Annotated in this window: 13 protein-coding genes and 1 pseudogene; 8 read left to right on the forward strand and 6 right to left on the reverse strand. The window is 70.0% G+C overall.

Features of this window, described 5'->3' with window-relative positions; genetic code table 11:
• The first annotated feature begins 61 nt into the window (after positions 1 to 61).
• From ACFYNU_RS17015 to ACFYNU_RS17030, 4 genes are all read left to right on the forward strand, one after another.
• Complete coding sequence (locus tag ACFYNU_RS17015) at positions 62 to 1456, forward strand: class II fumarate hydratase (RefSeq protein ID WP_356597147.1); 1395 nt, start codon at positions 62 to 64, stop codon at positions 1454 to 1456.
• Positions 1457 to 1561: 105 nt separating this feature from the next.
• Positions 1562 to 2236, forward strand: a complete 675-nt coding sequence (locus ACFYNU_RS17020; RefSeq protein WP_356597145.1) for a DUF402 domain-containing protein — start codon at positions 1562 to 1564, stop codon at positions 2234 to 2236.
• A gap of 506 nt (positions 2237 to 2742) precedes the next feature.
• A complete protein-coding gene (locus tag ACFYNU_RS17025) occupies positions 2743 to 4677 on the forward strand; it encodes a SpoIIE family protein phosphatase (protein WP_356597143.1) in 1935 nt (644 codons plus the stop codon).
• A gap of 194 nt (positions 4678 to 4871) precedes the next feature.
• Positions 4872 to 6362: a catalase gene (locus ACFYNU_RS17030; RefSeq protein ID WP_388766535.1), complete on the forward strand. Its 1491-nt coding sequence runs from the start codon at positions 4872 to 4874 to the stop codon at positions 6360 to 6362.
• A 6-nt stretch (positions 6363 to 6368) separates the two neighbouring features.
• On the opposite strand, the gene ACFYNU_RS17035 is transcribed toward ACFYNU_RS17030, so the two are convergent.
• The gene (locus tag ACFYNU_RS17035; RefSeq protein ID WP_356594782.1) at positions 6369 to 8675 is read right to left on the reverse strand and encodes a transglycosylase domain-containing protein; all 2307 of its coding nucleotides are present in this window, start codon (positions 8673 to 8675) and stop codon (positions 6369 to 6371) included.
• Positions 8676 to 8957: 282 nt separating this feature from the next.
• Between ACFYNU_RS17035 and ACFYNU_RS17040 the strand changes: the two genes are divergently transcribed.
• From ACFYNU_RS17040 to ACFYNU_RS17050, 3 genes and pseudogenes are all read left to right on the forward strand, one after another.
• Positions 8958 to 9893 (forward strand): SPFH domain-containing protein, encoded by a 936-nt coding sequence (locus ACFYNU_RS17040; protein WP_356594780.1) that lies wholly within the window; start codon positions 8958 to 8960, stop codon positions 9891 to 9893.
• A complete protein-coding gene (locus ACFYNU_RS17045; RefSeq protein ID WP_356594778.1) occupies positions 9890 to 10195 on the forward strand; it encodes a hypothetical protein in 306 nt (101 codons plus the stop codon). Before ACFYNU_RS17040 ends, ACFYNU_RS17045 begins: the two co-directional genes overlap by 4 nt.
• 21 nt (positions 10196 to 10216) lie before the next feature.
• Positions 10217 to 10741: pseudogene (locus ACFYNU_RS17050) on the forward strand (carboxymuconolactone decarboxylase family protein); the annotation flags it as partial.
• A 43-nt stretch (positions 10742 to 10784) separates the two neighbouring features.
• Here ACFYNU_RS17050 and ACFYNU_RS17055 read toward each other — a convergent pair.
• The 5 genes from ACFYNU_RS17055 to ACFYNU_RS17075 form a co-directional block, all read right to left on the reverse strand.
• Positions 10785 to 11618 carry a hypothetical protein gene (locus ACFYNU_RS17055; protein WP_356594776.1) on the reverse strand — a complete coding sequence of 278 codons (834 nt, stop codon included), beginning with the start codon at positions 11616 to 11618 and terminating at the stop codon, positions 10785 to 10787.
• Complete coding sequence (locus ACFYNU_RS17060) at positions 11615 to 13018, reverse strand: AI-2E family transporter (protein ID WP_356594774.1); 1404 nt, start codon at positions 13016 to 13018, stop codon at positions 11615 to 11617. The genes ACFYNU_RS17055 and ACFYNU_RS17060 overlap by 4 nt, the downstream gene beginning before the upstream one ends.
• Before the next feature lie 133 nt (positions 13019 to 13151).
• The gene (locus ACFYNU_RS17065; protein WP_356594772.1) at positions 13152 to 13850 is read right to left on the reverse strand and encodes a transglycosylase SLT domain-containing protein; all 699 of its coding nucleotides are present in this window, start codon (positions 13848 to 13850) and stop codon (positions 13152 to 13154) included.
• A gap of 392 nt (positions 13851 to 14242) precedes the next feature.
• Positions 14243 to 15559, reverse strand: a complete 1317-nt coding sequence (locus ACFYNU_RS17070; protein ID WP_356594770.1) for a PhoH family protein — start codon at positions 15557 to 15559, stop codon at positions 14243 to 14245.
• 420 nt (positions 15560 to 15979) lie between these two features.
• Entirely contained in the window at positions 15980 to 16744 is a 765-nt protein-coding gene (locus tag ACFYNU_RS17075; RefSeq protein WP_356594796.1) for an isoprenyl transferase, read from the reverse strand.
• Positions 16745 to 16928: 184 nt separating this feature from the next.
• Here ACFYNU_RS17075 and mgrA point away from each other — a divergent pair, with 184 nt between their 5' ends.
• The gene (gene mgrA, locus ACFYNU_RS17080; protein WP_356594768.1) at positions 16929 to 17966 is read left to right on the forward strand and encodes an L-glyceraldehyde 3-phosphate reductase; all 1038 of its coding nucleotides are present in this window, start codon (positions 16929 to 16931) and stop codon (positions 17964 to 17966) included.
• Positions 17967 to 18195: the final 229 nt, after the last annotated feature.

Genomic DNA, 18195 nt, shown 5'->3' on the forward strand with positions numbered 1-18195 from the left:
AGGGACTTGGGAACACTCCGAACCAGACAATTGCTCAACTTCTGTAGGAGGTACGACCACGATGACGAGTGACGCGAACTACCGGACCGAGCACGACTCCATGGGCGAGATCCAGGTCCCCGCCGACGCCAAGTGGCGCGCCCAGACCCAGCGGGCCGTACAGAACTTCCCCATCTCGGGCCGGCCCATCGAACGCGCCCATATCGAGGCCCTGGCCCGTATCAAGGCCGCCGCCGCCACCGTCAACGCCGAACTGGGCGTGCTGGACCGGGACATCGCGGAGGCGGTACGCGACGCGGCGGCCGAGGTCGCCGAGGGGCGCTGGGACGAGCACTTCCCGGTGGACGTCTTCCAGACCGGCTCGGGCACCTCGTCCAACATGAACGCCAACGAGGTCATCGCCACGCTCGCCACCGAGCGCCTGGGCCGTGACGTGCACCCGAACGACCACGTCAACGCCTCGCAGAGCTCCAACGACGTGTTCCCCTCCAGCATCCACATCGCCGCGACGGCCGCCGTCACCGCCGATCTGATCCCGGCGCTCGGCCATCTCGCCGCGTCGCTGGAGCGCAAGGCCGAGGAGTTCGCGGACATCGTGAAGTCGGGGCGTACGCATCTGATGGACGCCACGCCCGTCACGCTGGGCCAGGAGTTCGGCGGCTACGCGGCGGCCGTCCGGTACGGGATCGAGCGGCTGGAGTCGGCTCTCCCGCGCCTGGCCGAGCTGCCCCTGGGCGGTACGGCGGTGGGCACCGGCATCAACACCCCGCCCGGCTTCCCGGCCGCCGTCATCGCCGAGGTGGCGCGTACGACGGGGCTGCCGCTGACCGAGGCCAGGAACCACTTCGAGGCGCAGGGCGCGCGGGACGGACTGGTGGAGACCTCGGGCCAGCTCCGTACGGTCGCCGTCTCGCTCACGAAGATCTCCAACGATCTGCGCTGGATGGCGTCGGGACCGCGCACCGGTCTCGCCGAGATCAATCTGCCCGACCTCCAGCCCGGCTCGTCGATCATGCCGGGGAAGGTCAATCCGGTGATCCCGGAGGCCGTCCTGATGGTGGCGGCCCAGGTGACGGGCAACGACGCGACCGTCGCCACGGCGGGGGCCGCGGGGAACTTCGAGCTGAACGTGATGCTGCCGGTGATCGCCAGGAACCTGCTGGAGTCCGTACGGCTGCTCGCCAACGTCTCCCGGCTGCTGGCGGACCGCACCGTCGACGGCATCACCGCGAACGTGGAGCGCGCCCGCCGGTACGCGGAGTCGTCCCCGTCCGTCGTCACCCCGCTGAACAAGTACATCGGTTACGAGGAGGCGGCGAAGGTCGCCAAGAAGTCGCTCGCCGAGCAGCGCACGATCCGCGAGGTGGTGCTGGAGTCCGGCTATGTGGAGCGCGGCGATCTCACCCTGGAGCAGTTGGACGAGGCGCTGGACGTCCTGCGGATGACCCGTCCGTGACGACCGCCGGGCACGCACTGCCCGCGCGGTGATCGGGACCGACAGGATCGAGCCGTCCGGGCGCACCTCACAGCGCCCGCCGGGGCCCCGCTCTAAGATCTGCGCATGACAGGTGCGGACGGCATTCGACACTGGGACCGGGGCGAGCGGATTCTCTGGCGCTACCGGGACAACGACTCCGGGCATGTCCACATCTGCCGGCCGGTGACCGTCGTCCAGGACACCGACGAGCTGCTCGCCGTCTGGATGGCCCCGGGGACCGAGTGCGTCAAGCCCGTGATCGCCGACGGCACTCCTGTGCACCACGAACCTCTCGCCACCCGCTACACGGCGCCGCGCACCACCGTCCGGGCCCACTGGGAGGGCACGGGTGTGCTGAAGCTGGCGCGGCCGGACGAGCCGTGGTCCGTCTGGCTGTTCTGGGAGCCGGGCTGGGAGTTCCGCAGCTGGTACGTCAACCTGGAGGAGCCGCGGCTGCGCTGGGCGGGCGGCATCGACTCCGAGGACCACTTCCTCGACATCTCGGTCTACCCGGACCGCAGCTGGCTCTGGCGGGACGAGGACGAGTTCGCCGAGGCCCAGCGGGTGGGGCTGCTGGACGCCGGGCAGGCACTGCGGGTGCGGCAGGCCGGGCAGGCGGCGGTCGAGATGATCAAGGCGTGGGGCGCGCCGTTCGCCGACGGCTGGGAGAACTGGCGGCCCGATCCGGGGTGGTCGGTGCCGGAGCTGCCGGCGGGCTGGGACCGGGCCCCCGACCCCGCAAAGGTCCGGACCAGATGACACGGAAGGGTGCAGGTGGCCCGATGTACCTGGTGATCACCGGGACGGGTTCGCCGAGGTCGTGAGACCCTTGATGCGCCCCTGGGGTTCAACCGTAGGATCGTCCTCCGCGAGACCGCGCCCGACCAACGCGCGGGCGGGGCACCGGAGCTGACCTAGAGTCATATCGCTGGGCCGGCAAGGGACCATGGACCGGCAGGGACCATCGAGCCGCACCACGTACGACGCACGCGAGAACGACGCGCACGACGAACGAGCCGCAGACAGCCGCAGGACAGCCGTACAGCAGCCGCTGGACATCAACGAGGGGGTGGAGCCGTGCAGGACGTCTGTCGAGCCGGCGTTCGCTCTCTCGGGGCCCTCGAAGGGTGTTTCCGGCGCAAGGTCCCGATGTCCGGCTGCGAAGGACCCTGCGGCCACAGACCCGGGACACCCTGGACCAGGGTGGCATCGCCAGTCGAATCGGTTGTCTCGCACCACCGGCCCGGACGGACGGAATCCCACGCGTGACGGAGCATCCCACCTCCCATGAAGGCCGGCAGCCCGTGGCTGCCCGGTCCCAGGAACGCACCCGGCCACGGCAGGAGGCGTCCCCCGCCGCCGTACCGCAGCCGTCGGTGCCCCCGGTACCGACGCCCGCGACCGCGCAGGCCGGGGCGCCGTCCTCGGTGCCCCCGCAGGACCCGGTGGGCGCCGCGCGGCGCGAGGGCGACCGGCTGCGCTTCGTGGGTGCCGCGACCCGTCGTATCGCGCGGGGCATCGACCTGGACGAGATCGTGCTCGGTCTGTGCAGGGCGACCGTCCCCACGTTCTCCGACGCGATACTCGTCTATCTGCGCGACCCGCTGCCCGTCGGCGACGAGCGCCCGGTCTCACCCTTCGTACTGAGGTTGCGCCGCACCGACCGGCTGCGGCTCACCGACGAGGACGGCGAGAGCCTGGGCACGGCCGGCGCGGGCCTCCAGCTGCCCGAGTCCGAGGCGGGCCGGGCGTCGCTCCTGGACCCGCAGACCGATGTGATGCCCGCCGCGCAGCTCTGCGAGGTGGCGTCCGGCGGCGCGCTCTCCGAGGTGCTGCGCGGTGTCCGCCCGGTCTTCGGCGACTCCGCCGCAGCCCGCGCGGCGCTGCCCGAACTGCTCGGCGGCGAGATGGGCCTGCCCGGCGGCCGACGCGCCATCCTGGCGCCGCTGCGCGGCAGACGGCGCGTCATCGGCGCGGCCGTCTTCCTGCGCAGGCCCGACCGTCCCGCCTTCGAGCCCAACGATCTGCTGGTGGCGGCGCAGCTCGCGACGCACACCGCGCTCGGCATCGACAAGGCGGTGCTGTACGGCCGCGAGGCGTACATCGCGGACGAGCTCCAGCGCACGATGCTCCCGGAGGGGCTGCCGCAGCCCACGGGCGTCCGGCTCGCCTCCCGCTATCTGCCGGCCGCCGAGACCGCGCGGGTCGGCGGCGACTGGTACGACGCGATCCCGCTGCCCGGCAGCCGTGTCGCCCTGGTCGTCGGTGACGTCATGGGTCACTCCATGACATCGGCGGCGATCATGGGCCAGCTGCGGACGACGGCGCAGACGCTCGCCGGTCTCGACCTGCCGCCGCAGGAGGTCCTGCATCATCTGGACGAGCAGGCGCAGCGCCTGGGCACCGACCGGATGGCCACCTGCCTGTACGCGGTGTACGACCCGGTCTCGCACCGCATCACCATCGCCAACGCGGGTCATCCGCCGCCCATACTGCTGCATCTGGGCGGCCGGGCCGAGGTGCTGCGGGTGCCGCCCGGCGCCCCGATCGGTGTCGGTGGCGTGGACTTCGAGGCCGTCGAGCTGGACGCGCCGGCCGGTGCCACGCTGCTCCTCTACACGGACGGTCTGGTGGAGTCCCGGCTGCGGGACGTGTGGACGGGCATCGAGCAGCTGCGGGAGCGCCTTGCCGCGACGGCGCAGCTGACCGGCCCCGACCACTCGCCTCCTCTGGAGGCGCTCTGCGACGACGTGCTGGACGTGCTCGGGCCCGGTGACCGGGACGACGACATCGCGCTGCTGGCCGCCCGCTTCGACGGGATCGCGCCGAGCGACGTCGCGTACTGGTTCCTGGAGCCGGAGGACGCGGCGCCGGGCCGGGCCAGACGGCTGGCGCGGCGCGCGCTGTCGCGCTGGGGTCTGGAGGAGCTGAGCGATTCGGTCGAGCTGCTGATCAGCGAGGTCGTGACGAACGCGGTCCGGTACGCGGAGCGGCCCGTCACGCTGCGGCTGCTGCGGACCGATGTCCTGCGCTGCGAGGTCGGCGACGATTCGCCGCAGCTGCCGCGCCAGCGCCGGGCGCGCGACACGGACGAGGGCGGCCGGGGACTCTTCCTGGTGAACCGGCTGGCCAGACGGTGGGGCGCGACACGGCTGTCCACCGGCAAGGTGGTCTGGTTCGAGATCTCGACGCGTCCGTAGGTCCGGCCGGGGCGCCGCCGAGGGGGGGCGTCGAACGCTGCCGGGTCCGAGCAGGTCTCGGGCCCGGTTCCCGGCGGTTCCGGGCCCGGTCCCCGGGCGCCGTACAAATGTTGCCGACGGTGTGTCGGCGGGTTTGACTGGGGCAGGCGGTCGATACGACCGCTGTTGTCCCGTGCGCCGATTCCGGCCGCGGGATGTCCCCTACCGACGGGAGGCCGCTCGTGAGCGAGTCGACGTCCAAGGCCCCGTACACGACCAACAACGCCGGCATCCCGGTGGAGAGCGACGAGAACTCGCTCTCCGTCGGCCCCGACGGTCCGATCCTGCTCCAGGACCACTACCTCATCGAGAAGATGGCCCAGTTCAACCGGGAACGGGTGCCCGAGAGGGTGGTCCACGCCAAGGGCTCGGGCGCGTACGGCGTCTTCGAAGTGACGAACGACGTCAGCCAGTTCACCAAGGCCGACCTCTTCCAGCCGGGCAGGCGCACCGAGATGCTGGCCCGCTTCTCGACGGTCGCCGGTGAGTTCGGCTCCCCCGACACCTGGCGCGACCCGCGCGGCTTCGCCCTGAAGTTCTATACGGAGCAGGGCAATTACGACCTGGTGGGCAACAACACGCCGGTCTTCTTCGTACGCGACACGATCAAGTTCCAGGACTTCATCCGCTCGCAGAAGCGCCACCCGGCAACCGGGCTGCGCAGCAACGACATGCAGTGGGACTTCTGGACCCTGTCGCCGGAGTCCGCGCACCAGGTGACCTGGCTGATGGGCGACCGGGGCATCCCGAAGTCCTTCCGCCACATGAACGGCTACGGCTCGCACACCTTCATGTGGGTGAACGCCGCGGGTGAACGCTTCTGGGTGAAATACCACTTCAAGACCGACCAGGGCATCGACTATCTCAGCCAGGCGGACGCCGACGAGATGGCGGGCAGCGACGCGGACCACCACCGCCGGGACCTGTACGAGTCGATCGAGTCGGGCAACGCGCCGACCTGGAGCCTGAAGGTGCAGATCATGCCCTTCGAGGACGCGGCCGACTACCGCTTCAACCCGTTCGACCTGACGAAGGTGTGGCCGCACGGCGACTACCCGCTGATCGACGTCGGCCGGATGACGCTCAACAGGAACCCGGACAACTTCTTCGTCCATATCGAGCAGGCCGCCTTCGAGCCGTCGAACATGGTCCCGGGCATCGGCCCGTCGCCGGACAAGATGCTGCTCGGCCGGCTGTTCTCGTACCCGGACACGCACCGGTACCGGATCGGCCCGAACTACGCGCAGCTGCCGCCCAACCGGCCGCACTCGCCGGTCAACTCGTACGCCAAGGACGGCCCGATGCGGTACGTCGCGTCGAACGCGGCGATGCCGTACGCCCCGAACTCCTACGGCGGCCCGGCCGCCGACGTGGAGCGCTTCGGCGACCCCGCGGGCTGGGCGGCGGCGGGCGAGATGGTCCGCGAGGCGTACACGAAGCGGCGTGAGGACGACGACTGGGGCCAGGCGGGCACCCAGGTCCGCAAGGTGCTCGACGACGCGCAGCGCGACCGGCTGGTGTCGAACGTCTCCGGTCATCTGCTCCAGGGCGTGACGCGGCCGGTGCTCGACCGGGCGCTCCAGTACTGGCGTAACATCGACAAGAACATCGGCGACCGGATCGCCGCCGAGGTCAACGGCGGCTGAGCGGGGCTACGGCCGGTCCCGGCCGCCTCCGCCGCCCCCGCCTCCTCCGTCGGTGCCGGCGGAGGAGGCGCCGCCGGTGTCCGTGCCTCCGTCGCCGCCGCCGTCCGCGCCGCCGTTGTCACCACCGCCGTTGTCACCGCCTCCGTTGTCGCCGCCGCCGGAGTTGTCACCCGGCCCCGGCGGCGAGGTGGAGGGATCGCCGGACGGCGTGGGGGGATCGGACGGCGACGGGTCGGTCCCCGGACCTGACTGCGACGGGTCGGGCGGCGGCGTACTCGGGTCCTTGGTCTCCGACTTGTCCGGGGACGGCGTCGTCGAGGGCTTGGGCGGCCGGTAGGTGTCCTTGGCGACATCGAGGTCGAACGAGGCGTCGGAGCCGCCGCCCAGCGCGCCGAGCGTGTAGTCGGCCCAGATCTTGGCGGGGAAGCCGCCACCGTTGGCGCGGCCGGAGTTGGCCGTGCCGGTGAGGGTGACCTGGCCGCCGCCCTCGGCGGTGGACTCGCCGAACAGGGCGACCACCGTGGTCAGTTCGGGCGTGTAGCCGGCGAACCACGCGGACTTGTTGTTCTCCGACGTACCGGTCTTGCCCGCCGCCTCGTACGCGTCGGTGTTCGCCTCGTGCGCCGAGCCGTTCTTCACGACGCCGGTGAGGGCCGAGGTGACGGTGTCGGCGGACTCGCGGCTGATCGCCTGGTCGCCGATCCGTTCGGGCAGGTCCACCGCGCCGTCCTTGTGCTGGGCGGACTTCAGGATCGACGGCGTGACCTTCTCGCCGTGGTTGTCGAGCGTGGCGTACACGCCCGCCATGTCCCAGGTGGAGGCCTGCATCGTGCCCAGCGTGATCGCGGGCCGCTCGGGGAAGTTCTTGTCCCGCATGCCGAGGCCGAGCGCGGTCTTCTTCACCTTGTCCGGGCCGACGTCGACGACCATCTGCGCGAAGACCGCGTTGACGGAGTCGTTGGCGGCTTCCTGGACGGTGATGTCGCCGTAGTCGACGTCGTCCTCGTTCTGCGGCGCGAAGGGGGTGTCGCTGCCGACGACGGGGCGCTTGCTGGTGCCGTCGTAGACGGTCCTGAGCCCGATCGTGTCGCCGTCCTGCGTCCTCGACTCGTTCTCCAGCGCCGAGGCGAACACGACGGGCTTGAAGGTCGACGCGGGCTGGTAGTCGGTGCGGGTGGCGTTGTTGATCCAGTGCTCGGTGGCGCCGACCCCGCCGTACAGCGCGACCACCGCGCCGGTCTTCGGGTCCACGGAGGTGGCGCCCGCCTGCACGGTCGCGTCGATCTTGTTCTTCTCGCGGTCGAGCTTGGACTCCAGCTGCTTCTCGACCGCGCCGACGAGTTCCTTCTGGCGCTTCTTGTCGACGCTCAGCGTGATCGTCCAGCCGCCGGCGTCGATGTCCGCCTTCTCGACGCCCTGGCGCTCCAGCTCGCTGTTGGCGGCCTCGATGAGATAGCCGGCCTGCCCCTCCGCGCCCGGGGCGGGCTTGGGCTTCTGCGGTACGGGGAACTTCAGCCCCTGGCGCTCGGCGCCGTCCAGCCAGTTCTCCTCGACCATGTTGTCCAGGACGTAGTTCCAGCGCTCCGTGACGAGCTTCCGGCCGCCGTCCGTGGCCTGGGCCCAGTCGTACTGGTTGGGGGCCTGGAGCAGCGCGGAGAGGTACGCGCCCTGGGCGAGGGTCAGCTTGGTCGCGTCGACGCCGTAGTACGCCTGGGCCGCCGCCTGGATGCCGTACGCGCCCCGCCCGTAGTAGCTGGTGTTGATGTATCCGGCGAGGATGTCGCTCTTGGTCATCCGCTGGTCGACCTTGAGCGAGATCACCAGCTCCTTGAGCTTGCGGGTGACCGTCTGGTCCTGGTTCAGGTAGTAGTTCTTCACGTACTGCTGGGTGATGGTCGAACCACCCTGCTTGCCCTTGCCGGAGACGGTGTTCAGCAGACCGCGGGCCGTGCCCTTGATGTCGACCCCGGAGTCCTTGTAGAAGGACTTGTTCTCGGCGGCGACGAAGGCCCGCTGGACGTCCTTGGGGACCTTCTCCAGGCCGACTATCTCCCGGTTGATCTCGCCGGTCCGGGCCAGGACCGTGCCGTCGCTGTACTTGTAGACGTTGCTCTGCATCTCGGCCTGCGCGTTGGCCGTCGGCACCGGGACCAGGAAATAGATCACGACGAACGCGCCCATGCCGAGCAGGCACAGCCCGAGGAACGTACCGAGCAGCTTCCTCAGCGTGAAGAAGCCGCGTATGCCGCCGGTCTTCCCCTTCGCCCGGCGCGGTCCACGCTGCCGGGCCTGTCGCGCTTCCGCTCGGCCCATCGCTCTGTCGCTCCGCTCTCGGGTTCTCGGTCTCCGCCTCGCCGGGCCTCGTCCGCTTGTCTCGCTTGCCACAGTTGCCGCAGTTGCCGGAATCAGCTCAGAAAGCTAACACCGTCCCCTGTGACAAAGGGGCGTGATCCGGTCGTATCCGACGTGACAATCAGCACCTGTCTCACTGGAACCGACTCACGAGAGGCGCGGAGGGTTGCGAAGCGCGTTAATGTGTAATCACAATGCTAGCTGCGCCGAGAGGGCGCGAAGTAACGAGAACGGGGACCAGTCATGCCTACGACCAGCACTCCAGTGGTGGACGATCTGCCCGAGATGCCCGCGCCGCGGGTCCGTGAGTTCCAGGCGAGGAGCATCGGCGGCGGCCTCGCGCTGCTGCTCGGGCTGCTCGGCCTGGCCGGCGGGATCGTCCTGATCGTGATCGGCGCGACGCTCTCGTCGACCGGCGCGAAGGCCGCGCTCATCGTGGTCGGCATCCTGCTCGCGATCGCCGCGTTCTTCGCGATGTGCGGGCTGAACATGGTGGCGCCGGGCGAGGCCCGCGTCGTACAGCTCTTCGGGCGCTACCGGGGCACGATCCGCGTCGACGGTCTGCGCTGGGTGAATCCGCTCACCTCCCGCGCGAAGATCTCGACGCGCGTACGGAACCACGAGACCGCCGTCCTCAAGGTCAACGACGCCTACGGCAACCCGATCGAGCTGGCGGCGGTCGTCGTCTGGCGCGTCGAGGACACCGCGCAGGCGCTCTTCGAGGTGGACGACTTCCTGGAGTTCGTCTCGACCCAGACCGAGGCCGCCGTCCGGCACATCGCGATCGAGTACCCGTACGACGCCCACGACGAGGACGGTCTCTCGCTGCGCGGCAACGCCGAGGAGATCACCGAGAAGCTCGCCGTCGAGCTGCACGCCCGGGTCGAGGCGGCCGGTGTGCACATCATCGAGTCGCGCTTCACCCACCTCGCGTACGCTCCGGAGATCGCCTCGGCGATGCTCCAGCGCCAGCAGGCGGGGGCGGTCGTGGCCGCGCGCCGGCTGATCGTCGACGGCGCGGTCGGGATGGTCGAGGCGGCCCTCACCCGGCTCCAGGAGCAGGACATCGTCGAGCTGGACTCCGAACGGAAAGCGGCCATGGTCAGCAATCTTCTGGTCGTGCTCTGCGGTGACCGGGCCGCGCAGCCGGTCGTGAACACGGGCACGCTCTACCAGTGACGGAACGCAAGCAGGTACTCCTGCGGCTGGATCCGGCGGTGTACGACGCCCTGGCACGGTGGGCGTCCGACGAACTGCGCAGTGCCAACGCGCAGATCGAGTTCCTGCTCCGCCGGGCCCTGGCGGAGGGGGGCCGGCTCCCGGGCAACGCGAGACCGATCCCGCGCAGGGGCAGGCCGCCCAAGGCCCAGCAGACCGCGAAGCCGGCGGAGGAGCCGCCGGCCGAGCCGCCGGCTCAACCCGGAGACGTACCCGGCGCCGGCCCCGACGTACGCGACACCCCGGACGACCACGCACCGTAGCCCCTGCCCGAGGAGAGCCCCATGTCACTCGACGCGCTGAAGGCCGCCGTTCCCGGCTACGCCAGGGATCTGCGCCGCAATCTCGACGCGGTCGTCGAGCACGGCGGGCTCTCCGAGCAGCGCCTGTGGGGAGCGGTGCTGGCCTGCTCGATCGCCGCGCGCTCGGCGCGGGTGCTGCGGGAGCTGGCACCCGAGGCCGAGGCCCGGCTCTCCCCCGAGGCGTACACGACGGCCAAGTCGGCAGCCGCCGTCATGGCGGTCAACAACGTCTTCCACCGGACCCGGCATCTGCTGTCGGACCCGGCCTACGGAGAGCTGCGTACGGGCCTGCGGATGACGGCGCTCGGTCATCCGGGCGTCAGCAGGGCCGACTACGAGTTCTGGTCGTTCGCGGTCTCCGCGATCAACGCCTGCGGTCTCTGTCTCGACGCGCACGAACGCGCCCTCAGACGGCTGGAGGTGGATCGCGAGACGATCCAGGAGGGCATCAAGATCGCGGCCGTGATCCAGGCCGTCGCGACGACGCTCGACGCCGAGGCCGTCATGAATCCCGCCGCCGATCCCGCTACTGATCCCTCTGCCGGCCCTGCTACTGGTCCTTCTGCTGATCCTTCTGCTGATCCTTCTGCTTGAGGCGGTCCATCAGCGCCAGCATGTCCTCGACCATGGCCGGCTCCAGCCCGCCCAGATGGAGGACCTCGCGCTGGTCGACGTCGTAGGACGGGTCCAGCGGGTCCGTGTCGTCGTAGTCGACGACCTGGCCGACGGAGAGCGAGAGCACCGCCTGTCCGTCCAGGACCTCCAGCGCCGGATTCTCCCCGCCGGACTGCGTCACCAGATAGGCGCGCTCCCCCACGTCGGGAACGAGCTTCAGCGTCTCCGCCCCCGACCCCTGGTCGGCCGGGTGGACGAGCGAGGCGTCGAACTGCGGCCCGGGGTCGGTCTTCTTGTGCAGCGTGTAGGTGATCTCGGCGTACGCCCGGACGGTCGGCCCCGGATGGTCCTCGCGTCCCGGCGGCAGCTTCCGCGCGAGGTTGACCGTGCACACGGCCTGGTCGAGCGCCTTGTCCTCGCCCGTCGCCGCGAACGGGTCCCGCTTCGCGCCGATGGCGGCGCTCAGCGCCGACAGGTCGGCGTCCAGGCAGAGATTGCGGCTGACCCGGTAGCCCTGGAGGTCCGGTCCCCCTCTGTTGTACGCCCACAGGCCGCCCGTCCAGGCGAGGGACGTCACCAGCACACCGGTCAGCCCCCACACCCACGGGCGCTGCCGCAGCGGCACGCCCCGGATCAGCGGACGGTCGTCGGCGCCCATCGTCTCCGGCTCGTGCTCGGGGACGTGCTCGGGAACGCCGTCGCGTTCAGGGGCTCTCGGTGCCGGTACCGGCGCCGAGGTCCCGCCCTCCAGTTCCGGTTCGGAGATCATTCCTTGCCGCTCCGGGGCTCGCCCGGCGGCTCGTCCGGACCCGGCTCGTCCGGACCCGGCGTGTCCGGGCCGGTGGTGGGCGGCCTCGGAGGCGTGGGGGTGGTGGCGGCCGGGGCGGGCGTCGGGGCGATGTCGTGCGCCGTGGCGCCGTGCGGCCCCGGTCCGCCGCGCATCGCCTGTTCCAGGCTGTACGCGCGGAGGTAGCCGACGACGGTGTTCGTGACGGCGACCAGCGGCACCGCGACGACCGCTCCGCCGATACCGGCGACCAGTCCGCCCGTCGCGACGGCCAGTACGACGGCCAGCGGATGGACCCGCACCGCACGGCCGAGGATGAAGGGCTGGAGGATATGGCCCTCGATCTGCTGGACGGCGAGGACCACGATCAGCACCATCAGCGCCGTGAACACGTCCTGGGTGACCAGTGAGACGACGACGGCGAGCGCGCCGGAGATCACCGCACCGACGAGCGGGATGAACGCGCCGAGGAAGATGAAGACCGCCAGTGGCACCGCCAGCGGGACATCGAGGAAGTAGAGCCCGAGGCCGATGAAGACCGCGTCGATCAGCGCGACTATCAGCGTGCCGCGTACATACGCCGTGAGCGTGCGCCAGGCGCGCGGTCCGGCGCCGGCCAGACCCGGCCGGGCCGCCGCGGGCGCCAGTTTGAGCGACCACTGCCAGATGCGCTTGCCGTCGTACAGCAGGAAGAGGGTGGCGAACACGGCGAGCAGGACACCGGTCAGCAGCTCGACCACCACGGTCACGCCCTGGATGCCGGCGGAGGTGATCTCCTCGGTGTTGGTGCCGATGGCGTCGCTGAGGCTCTTCGCGAGGTCGTTGATCTGCTGTTCGGTCACATGGAACGGGCTGTTGAGCAGCCAGCGCTTCAGTTCCTCGATGCCGTCCGTGACCCGGTCGGAGAGCACGTCGATGTTCTCGACGACCTGCCACACCACGAACCAGCCGATGAGACCCATGATGACGAAGCCCGAGACGGCCGTCACCGCGGTGGCCACACCGCGCGGCAGGCCCCACTTCTTGAGCCTGGCGACGGTGGGCTGAAGGAGCGCGGTGACGAGCAGGGCGCCGACGAAGGCCATCGCCACGAGCTGCACGGCGCTGATGATCTTCATCAACACCCAGAGCATGCCCGCCAGTACGAGCAGCCGCCAGGCCGCCTCGGCGGCGACCCGCATGCCCCACGGGATCGCCGCGACCGGCTCAGGCTTGGCCGCGACGCTGGGCGCGTAGTCCGGCGGCGCCGGGACGCTGTCCCGTACCGTGCCGCCGCCCGGCTCGTCATCCCCGACGGCCTCGGCCCGGCGTTCCCCCAACCGCTCGCCCAGCTGGGTCAGTTCAGCCCCGACCCGGCCGAGCCACCCCGGCAGTTTCGACATGCTCGATCCTTCTTCCCCGGAGTCCTACTGCCTGACGGTACACGCGCAAAGCCCCTCCCCGTAGGACGGGGAGGGGCTTCACAAGGTTGAGCACCGACGGCGGGCGACGCCGGCGGGAAGAACGGGGTGCGGCTCAGTACCAGTTGTTGGCCTGCCAGAACGACCAGGCGCCACAGGGGCTGCCGTAGCGGTCGTTCATGTAGTTCAGGCCCCACTTGATCTGGGTGGCCGGGTTGGTCTGCCAGTCGGCGCCGGCGGAAGCCATCTTGGAACCGGGGAGCGCCTGGACCAGACCGTAGGCACCCGACGAGGGGTTCTGGGCCTTGTAGTTCCAGGTGGACTCGTGGTCCACGATGTTGCTGAAGCACTGGTACTGGTCGCCGGGGATCATCTGGCGGGCCATCGCCTGCACTTCGCCGACGGAGTACGAGCTCTGCACCGAGAAGTCGGAGGAGTCACGCGTCGCCGAACGGCTGGCACGCTCCTTCTCCTCCTTGGCCTCGCGCTCCTTCTCGGCCTGGTCCTCGGCGGCCTGCTTCTTCGCCTTGGCGTCCTTGGCGGCCTGAATACGAGCCGATTCCTCGGCGGACTTCTTCGCTGCCACGTCGGCGGCATTGGCCTGCGCGTCGGCCTGCTGCGTCAACGACGCGGTCTGGACCTGGGCGTGCTGACCCGCGGGGATGTCTGCGAGGAGCGTCGTGTCAGCTGCGGTCGCCTCGAAATTGTCGTCCGAGGCCTGGGGAGCGCCCGAAGCGACTCCCACGACTGCGCCGACGGTGGTGACCGCTGTAGCTGATGCCACGGCGAATCCCCGGACCGAGATCCGGCTCACACGGTTTCCTTCCAGCAGCGTCCGTGTACGTGACCTCACGGATGCAATCGTGCCCCTGGCGCTGGTCTCCGTACCGCACGTCACGGGAGACACGGGCCCGTCGGCAACTCCCGTGGTGGAAGCACCGGATGAAGCTCGGGCGGCATACGACGACAAGTGTGGAGTTGTGGTGGTGCCGCATCCCTGAAGATGCACGGGTGTCGTATGCGGGGCCTGACGGAAGCAAGACTCTGCCGGACGCCGACGCCGCAGGGCAATTCTTCGTTGCGTGGGATAGCTCACACCCCGTTTGCCACACCAGTTTCACGGAAATGGCGGCGCAGAACGGCGCCGCCCGGCTAGGCTCTTGCGGCCTTCCCGGACGGCGCCAACTACCGCATTCAGGCGGAGAACTAACCTTCCTCCAGCATTTCGGTCACCAGCGCGGCGATGGGCGAGCGCTCGGAGCGGTTGAGGGTGACATGCGCGAAGAGCGGATGGCCCTTGAGCTTCTCGACGACGGCGACCACTCCGTCGTATCTGCCCACCCGCAAGTTGTCGCGCTGCGCCACGTCATGGGTCAGCACCACACGGGAGTTGGCCCCGATCCGGGAGAGAACGGTCAGCAGGACGTTCCGCTCCAGCGACTGGGCCTCGTCGACGATGACGAACGCGTCGTGCAGCGAACGTCCGCGGATGTGCGTCAGCGGCAGCACTTCGAGCATGCCGCGCCCCAGCACCTCCTCGATCACCTCACGGCCGGCGACGGCCGACAGGGTGTCGAAGACCGCCTGCGCCCACGGGCTCATCTTCTCGGCCTCGGTGCCCGGCAGATAGCCCAGCTCCTGCCCGCCGACCGCGTACAGCGGCCGGAAGACCATCACCTTCTTGTGCTGACGGCGCTCCAGGACCGCCTCCAGGCCCGCGCAGAGGGCCAGCGCCGACTTGCCGGTGCCCGCGCGCCCGCCCATCGAGACGATGCCGATGTCCGGGTCCTGGAGCAGTTCGAGCGCGATGCGCTGTTCGGCGCTGCGCCCGTGGATCCCGAATGCCTCCCGGTCGCCCCGGACGAGCTTCACATTGCCCTCGGGGGTGATCCGGCCGAGCGCCTTGCCCCGGTCGGACTGGAGGACCAGCCCGGTGTGCACGGGCAGGTCGGCCAGCTCCGGCACGTACAGCGTCTCCTCGGAGAAGAGGAGGTCCACCTGCTCGGCCGAGAGCGCCATCTCGCTCATTCCGGTCCAGCCGGAGTCGGTGATGGCCAGCTCGGCGCGGTACTCCTCGGCGAGAAGTCCGACCGACGATGCCTTGATGCGCAGCGGCAGGTCCTTGGAGACGACGGTGACGTCGTACCCCTCGGCCTGGAGATTGCGCGCCACCGCGAGGATCCGCGAGTCGTTGTCCCCCAATCGGAAGCCGGCGGGAAGGACGCCGGGATCGGAGTGGTTGAGCTCGACGCGCAGCGTGCCGCCCAGGTCGCCCAGCGGGATGGGGGCGTCGAGGCGGCCGTAGCGGATACGGAAGTCGTCGAGCAGGCGCAGGGCCTGCCGGGCGAAGTATCCGAGCTCCGGATGGTGCCTCTTGGCCTCCAACTCCGTGATCACCACGATCGGCAGCACGACTTCGTGCTCGTCGAAGCGGGACATGGCGTTCGGATCGGCCAGCAGGACGCTGGTGTCGAGAACATAGGTGCGCCTGTCGGGCATGCGGCGCTTTGTGCTGGTCACCACGGAAGGACGTACCCCCTCGGACGAGGTCGGGATGCGACGGCGTCACGGGCTGTGGTCGCCCGCCTGGCGGCGGACGGCGGACCGGACTCGGGCCCAAGTGCATGGGCCGAGGACCGGCCCTCCACGGCGCCCGTACGCGTCACCGTACGATCGTCCTGGTGCAAAGGGCCTCCCGGGCGGACGGCTGGGCCGACCGCTGAGATTCGACGCCCGCCGTCATCGCTGACGGTTCTGCTCGGACGTCGACCTGGGAGAGGTATTCCCTCGAACGCCCGCCGCCATGCCACGGCATATGACGGACAGGGCGTGAACCTCGGGTGACGAGTCGGTCAGCCGCCCGCGCGCGCCGTGCGGCGGCGGGGCCGGCAGGCACCGGGGCGGATTCCGGGGAGGGGTATCGGAGGGCTTGGGGGGACGGGCTCAGGCGCCGTAGCGCCGGTGTCGTGCCGCGTAGTCACGGAGCGCTCGCAGAAAGTCGACCTTCCGGAAAGCCGGCCAGAAGACTTCACAGAAGTAGTACTCCGAATGGGCGCTCTGCCAGAGCATGAAGCCCGACAGACGCGTCTCCCCGCTCGTCCTGATCACCAGGTCGGGGTCGGGCTGGCCGCGGGTGTAGAGATGCGAGGCGATCAGGTCCGTGTCGACTATCTCGGCCAGCTCCTCGAAGGAGGTGCCCTTGCTCGCGTGGTCCAGGAGCATGGAGCGGACGGCGTCGGCGATCTCCTGCCGGCCGCCGTAGCCGACGGCGACATTCACCAGTATTCCGGTGTTGCCGACCGTGGCCTGCTCGGCCTCCTTGAGGACGGTCTGCGTACGGGAGGGCAGCAGGTCCATCGTGCCGACGTGGTGGACCCGCCAGCGGCCGTCGGCCGCGAGATCGCTCACGGCGTTCTCGACGATGCCCAGGAGCGGGATCAGCTCGTCCTCGGAGCGCTCGAAGTTGTCCGTGGACAGCAGCCACAGGGTGACCACCTCGACGTCGGTCTCGTCGCACCAGCCGAGCAGTTCCTGGATCTTGCTGGCGCCCGCCTTGTGGCCCTGTTCGGTGGTCCCGCCGGACGCCTTGGCCCAGCGGCGGTTCCCGTCGAGGATGACGCCGATGTGCTTGGGCAGCCCTTGGGTGTGATCGAGGCGCCTTTCCACCCGGCGTGCGTAGAGCCTGTACACCAGGTCGCGCAGGTTCACTGAGTCCACCTCTCGATTTCTGATGGGGACCGCCCGCCGGGCGGACCGCGGGGCGCCCGTCACGGCGGGGAGGGCCGTCCGCGCAAAGGGGGACCGCCCCTGGCACCCGAAGCCGTCACATTACTGCGCGGGCGGCACGACGGCCCAACCCGGTCTGTCACAAGTCCGTGATAGGGAAGGACTCGTGACTGATTCCGCCTCCTTCCTCGCAGCCCACGACCGGTACGACTCCATGGAGTACCGCCGCAGCGGACGCAGCGGCCTCAAGCTGCCCGCGCTCTCGCTCGGCCTCTGGCACAACTTCGGTGACGACCGGACGCTCGACTCGCAGCGCGCGATCCTGCGCCGCGCCTTCGACCTCGGGGTCACCCACTTCGACCTGGCGAACAACTACGGTCCCCCGGCGGGATCGGCCGAGCTGAACTTCGGCAAGCTCTTCGCCCAGGACTTCGCGGCCTACCGGGACGAGCTGATCATCTCGACCAAGGCCGGATATCTGATGCACCCGGGCCCGTACGGGGAGTGGGGCTCCCGCAAGTATCTGACGTCGTCGCTGGACGCCTCGCTGAAGCGGATGGGCCTCGACTACGTCGACATCTTCTACTCGCACCGCTTCGATCCGCACACGCCTCTCGAGGAGACGATGGGCGCGCTGGCGTCCGCGGTGCGGCAGGGCAAGGCGCTGTACGTGGGTGTGTCGTCGTACAACGCGGAGCAGACCGCCGAGGCGGCGCGGCTGTTGAAGGAGATGGGCGTGCCGGCGCTCATCCACCAGCCCTCGTACTCGATGATCAACCGCTGGATCGAGGACGACGGTCTGCTGGACACCCTGGAGGCGGCCGGTATGGGCTGCATCTCCTTCGTGCCGCTGGCGCAGGGGCTGCTCACCAACAAGTACCTGAAGGGGATTCCGGAGGGGTCGCGGGCGACCCAGGGCAAGTCGCTGGACCCGGGCCTGCTGTCGGACGAGGTCGTGCGGAGGCTGAACGGGCTCGACGCGATCGCCCGGGGGCGCGGTCAGTCGCTGGCGCAGCTGGCGATCAACTGGGTGCTGCGCGACGAGCGGATGACGTCGGCGCTGATCGGCGCGTCCAGCGTGAAGCAGCTGGAGGAGAATGTCGCGGCGCTGTCCGGGGCCACGCTGTCGGCCGACGAGTTGAAGGAGATCGACTCCTTCGCCGTGGACACCGAGGGCACCAACATCTGGGCCGGACGGAACTGACCGCGCGCACCGCGTCCGGGACCGGACGAGGTGCGGACGAGGTGCGGACGAGGTGCGGACGAGGTGTGGAGACAGAAAACGGGCCGGTCCGTGGGGGGGATACGGACCGGCCCGAGGGGGGGTTTCCACCATAACCCTTCGTAAGTGGTGCCGCGTGCCACCCAGGACCACCGCTACGCTCCGGAGTTGCCGGATTGCTGCGTCCAACACGTAGAACGCCCTGGACAGC

This window comes from Streptomyces sp. NPDC006643 (assembly GCF_042870175.1).
GTDB lineage: Bacteria > Actinomycetota > Actinomycetes > Streptomycetales > Streptomycetaceae > Streptomyces.

Bases quoted from the DNA above. Each gene is read 5' to 3' on its own strand.
- ACFYNU_RS17015 (WP_356597147.1), top strand. From the start codon at position 62: ATGACGAGTGACGCGAACTACCGGACCGAGCACGACTCCATGGGCGAG.
- ACFYNU_RS17020 (WP_356597145.1), top strand. From the start codon at position 1,562: ATGACAGGTGCGGACGGCATTCGACACTGGGACCGGGGCGAGCGGATT.
- ACFYNU_RS17030 (WP_388766535.1), top strand. From the start codon at position 4,872: ATGTCCCCTACCGACGGGAGGCCGCTCGTGAGCGAGTCGACGTCCAAG.
- ACFYNU_RS17035 (WP_356594782.1), bottom strand. From the start codon at position 8,675: ATGGGCCGAGCGGAAGCGCGACAGGCCCGGCAGCGTGGACCGCGCCGG.
- ACFYNU_RS17040 (WP_356594780.1), top strand. From the start codon at position 8,958: ATGCCTACGACCAGCACTCCAGTGGTGGACGATCTGCCCGAGATGCCC.
- ACFYNU_RS17055 (WP_356594776.1), bottom strand. From the start codon at position 11,618: ATGATCTCCGAACCGGAACTGGAGGGCGGGACCTCGGCGCCGGTACCG.
- ACFYNU_RS17060 (WP_356594774.1), bottom strand. From the start codon at position 13,018: ATGTCGAAACTGCCGGGGTGGCTCGGCCGGGTCGGGGCTGAACTGACC.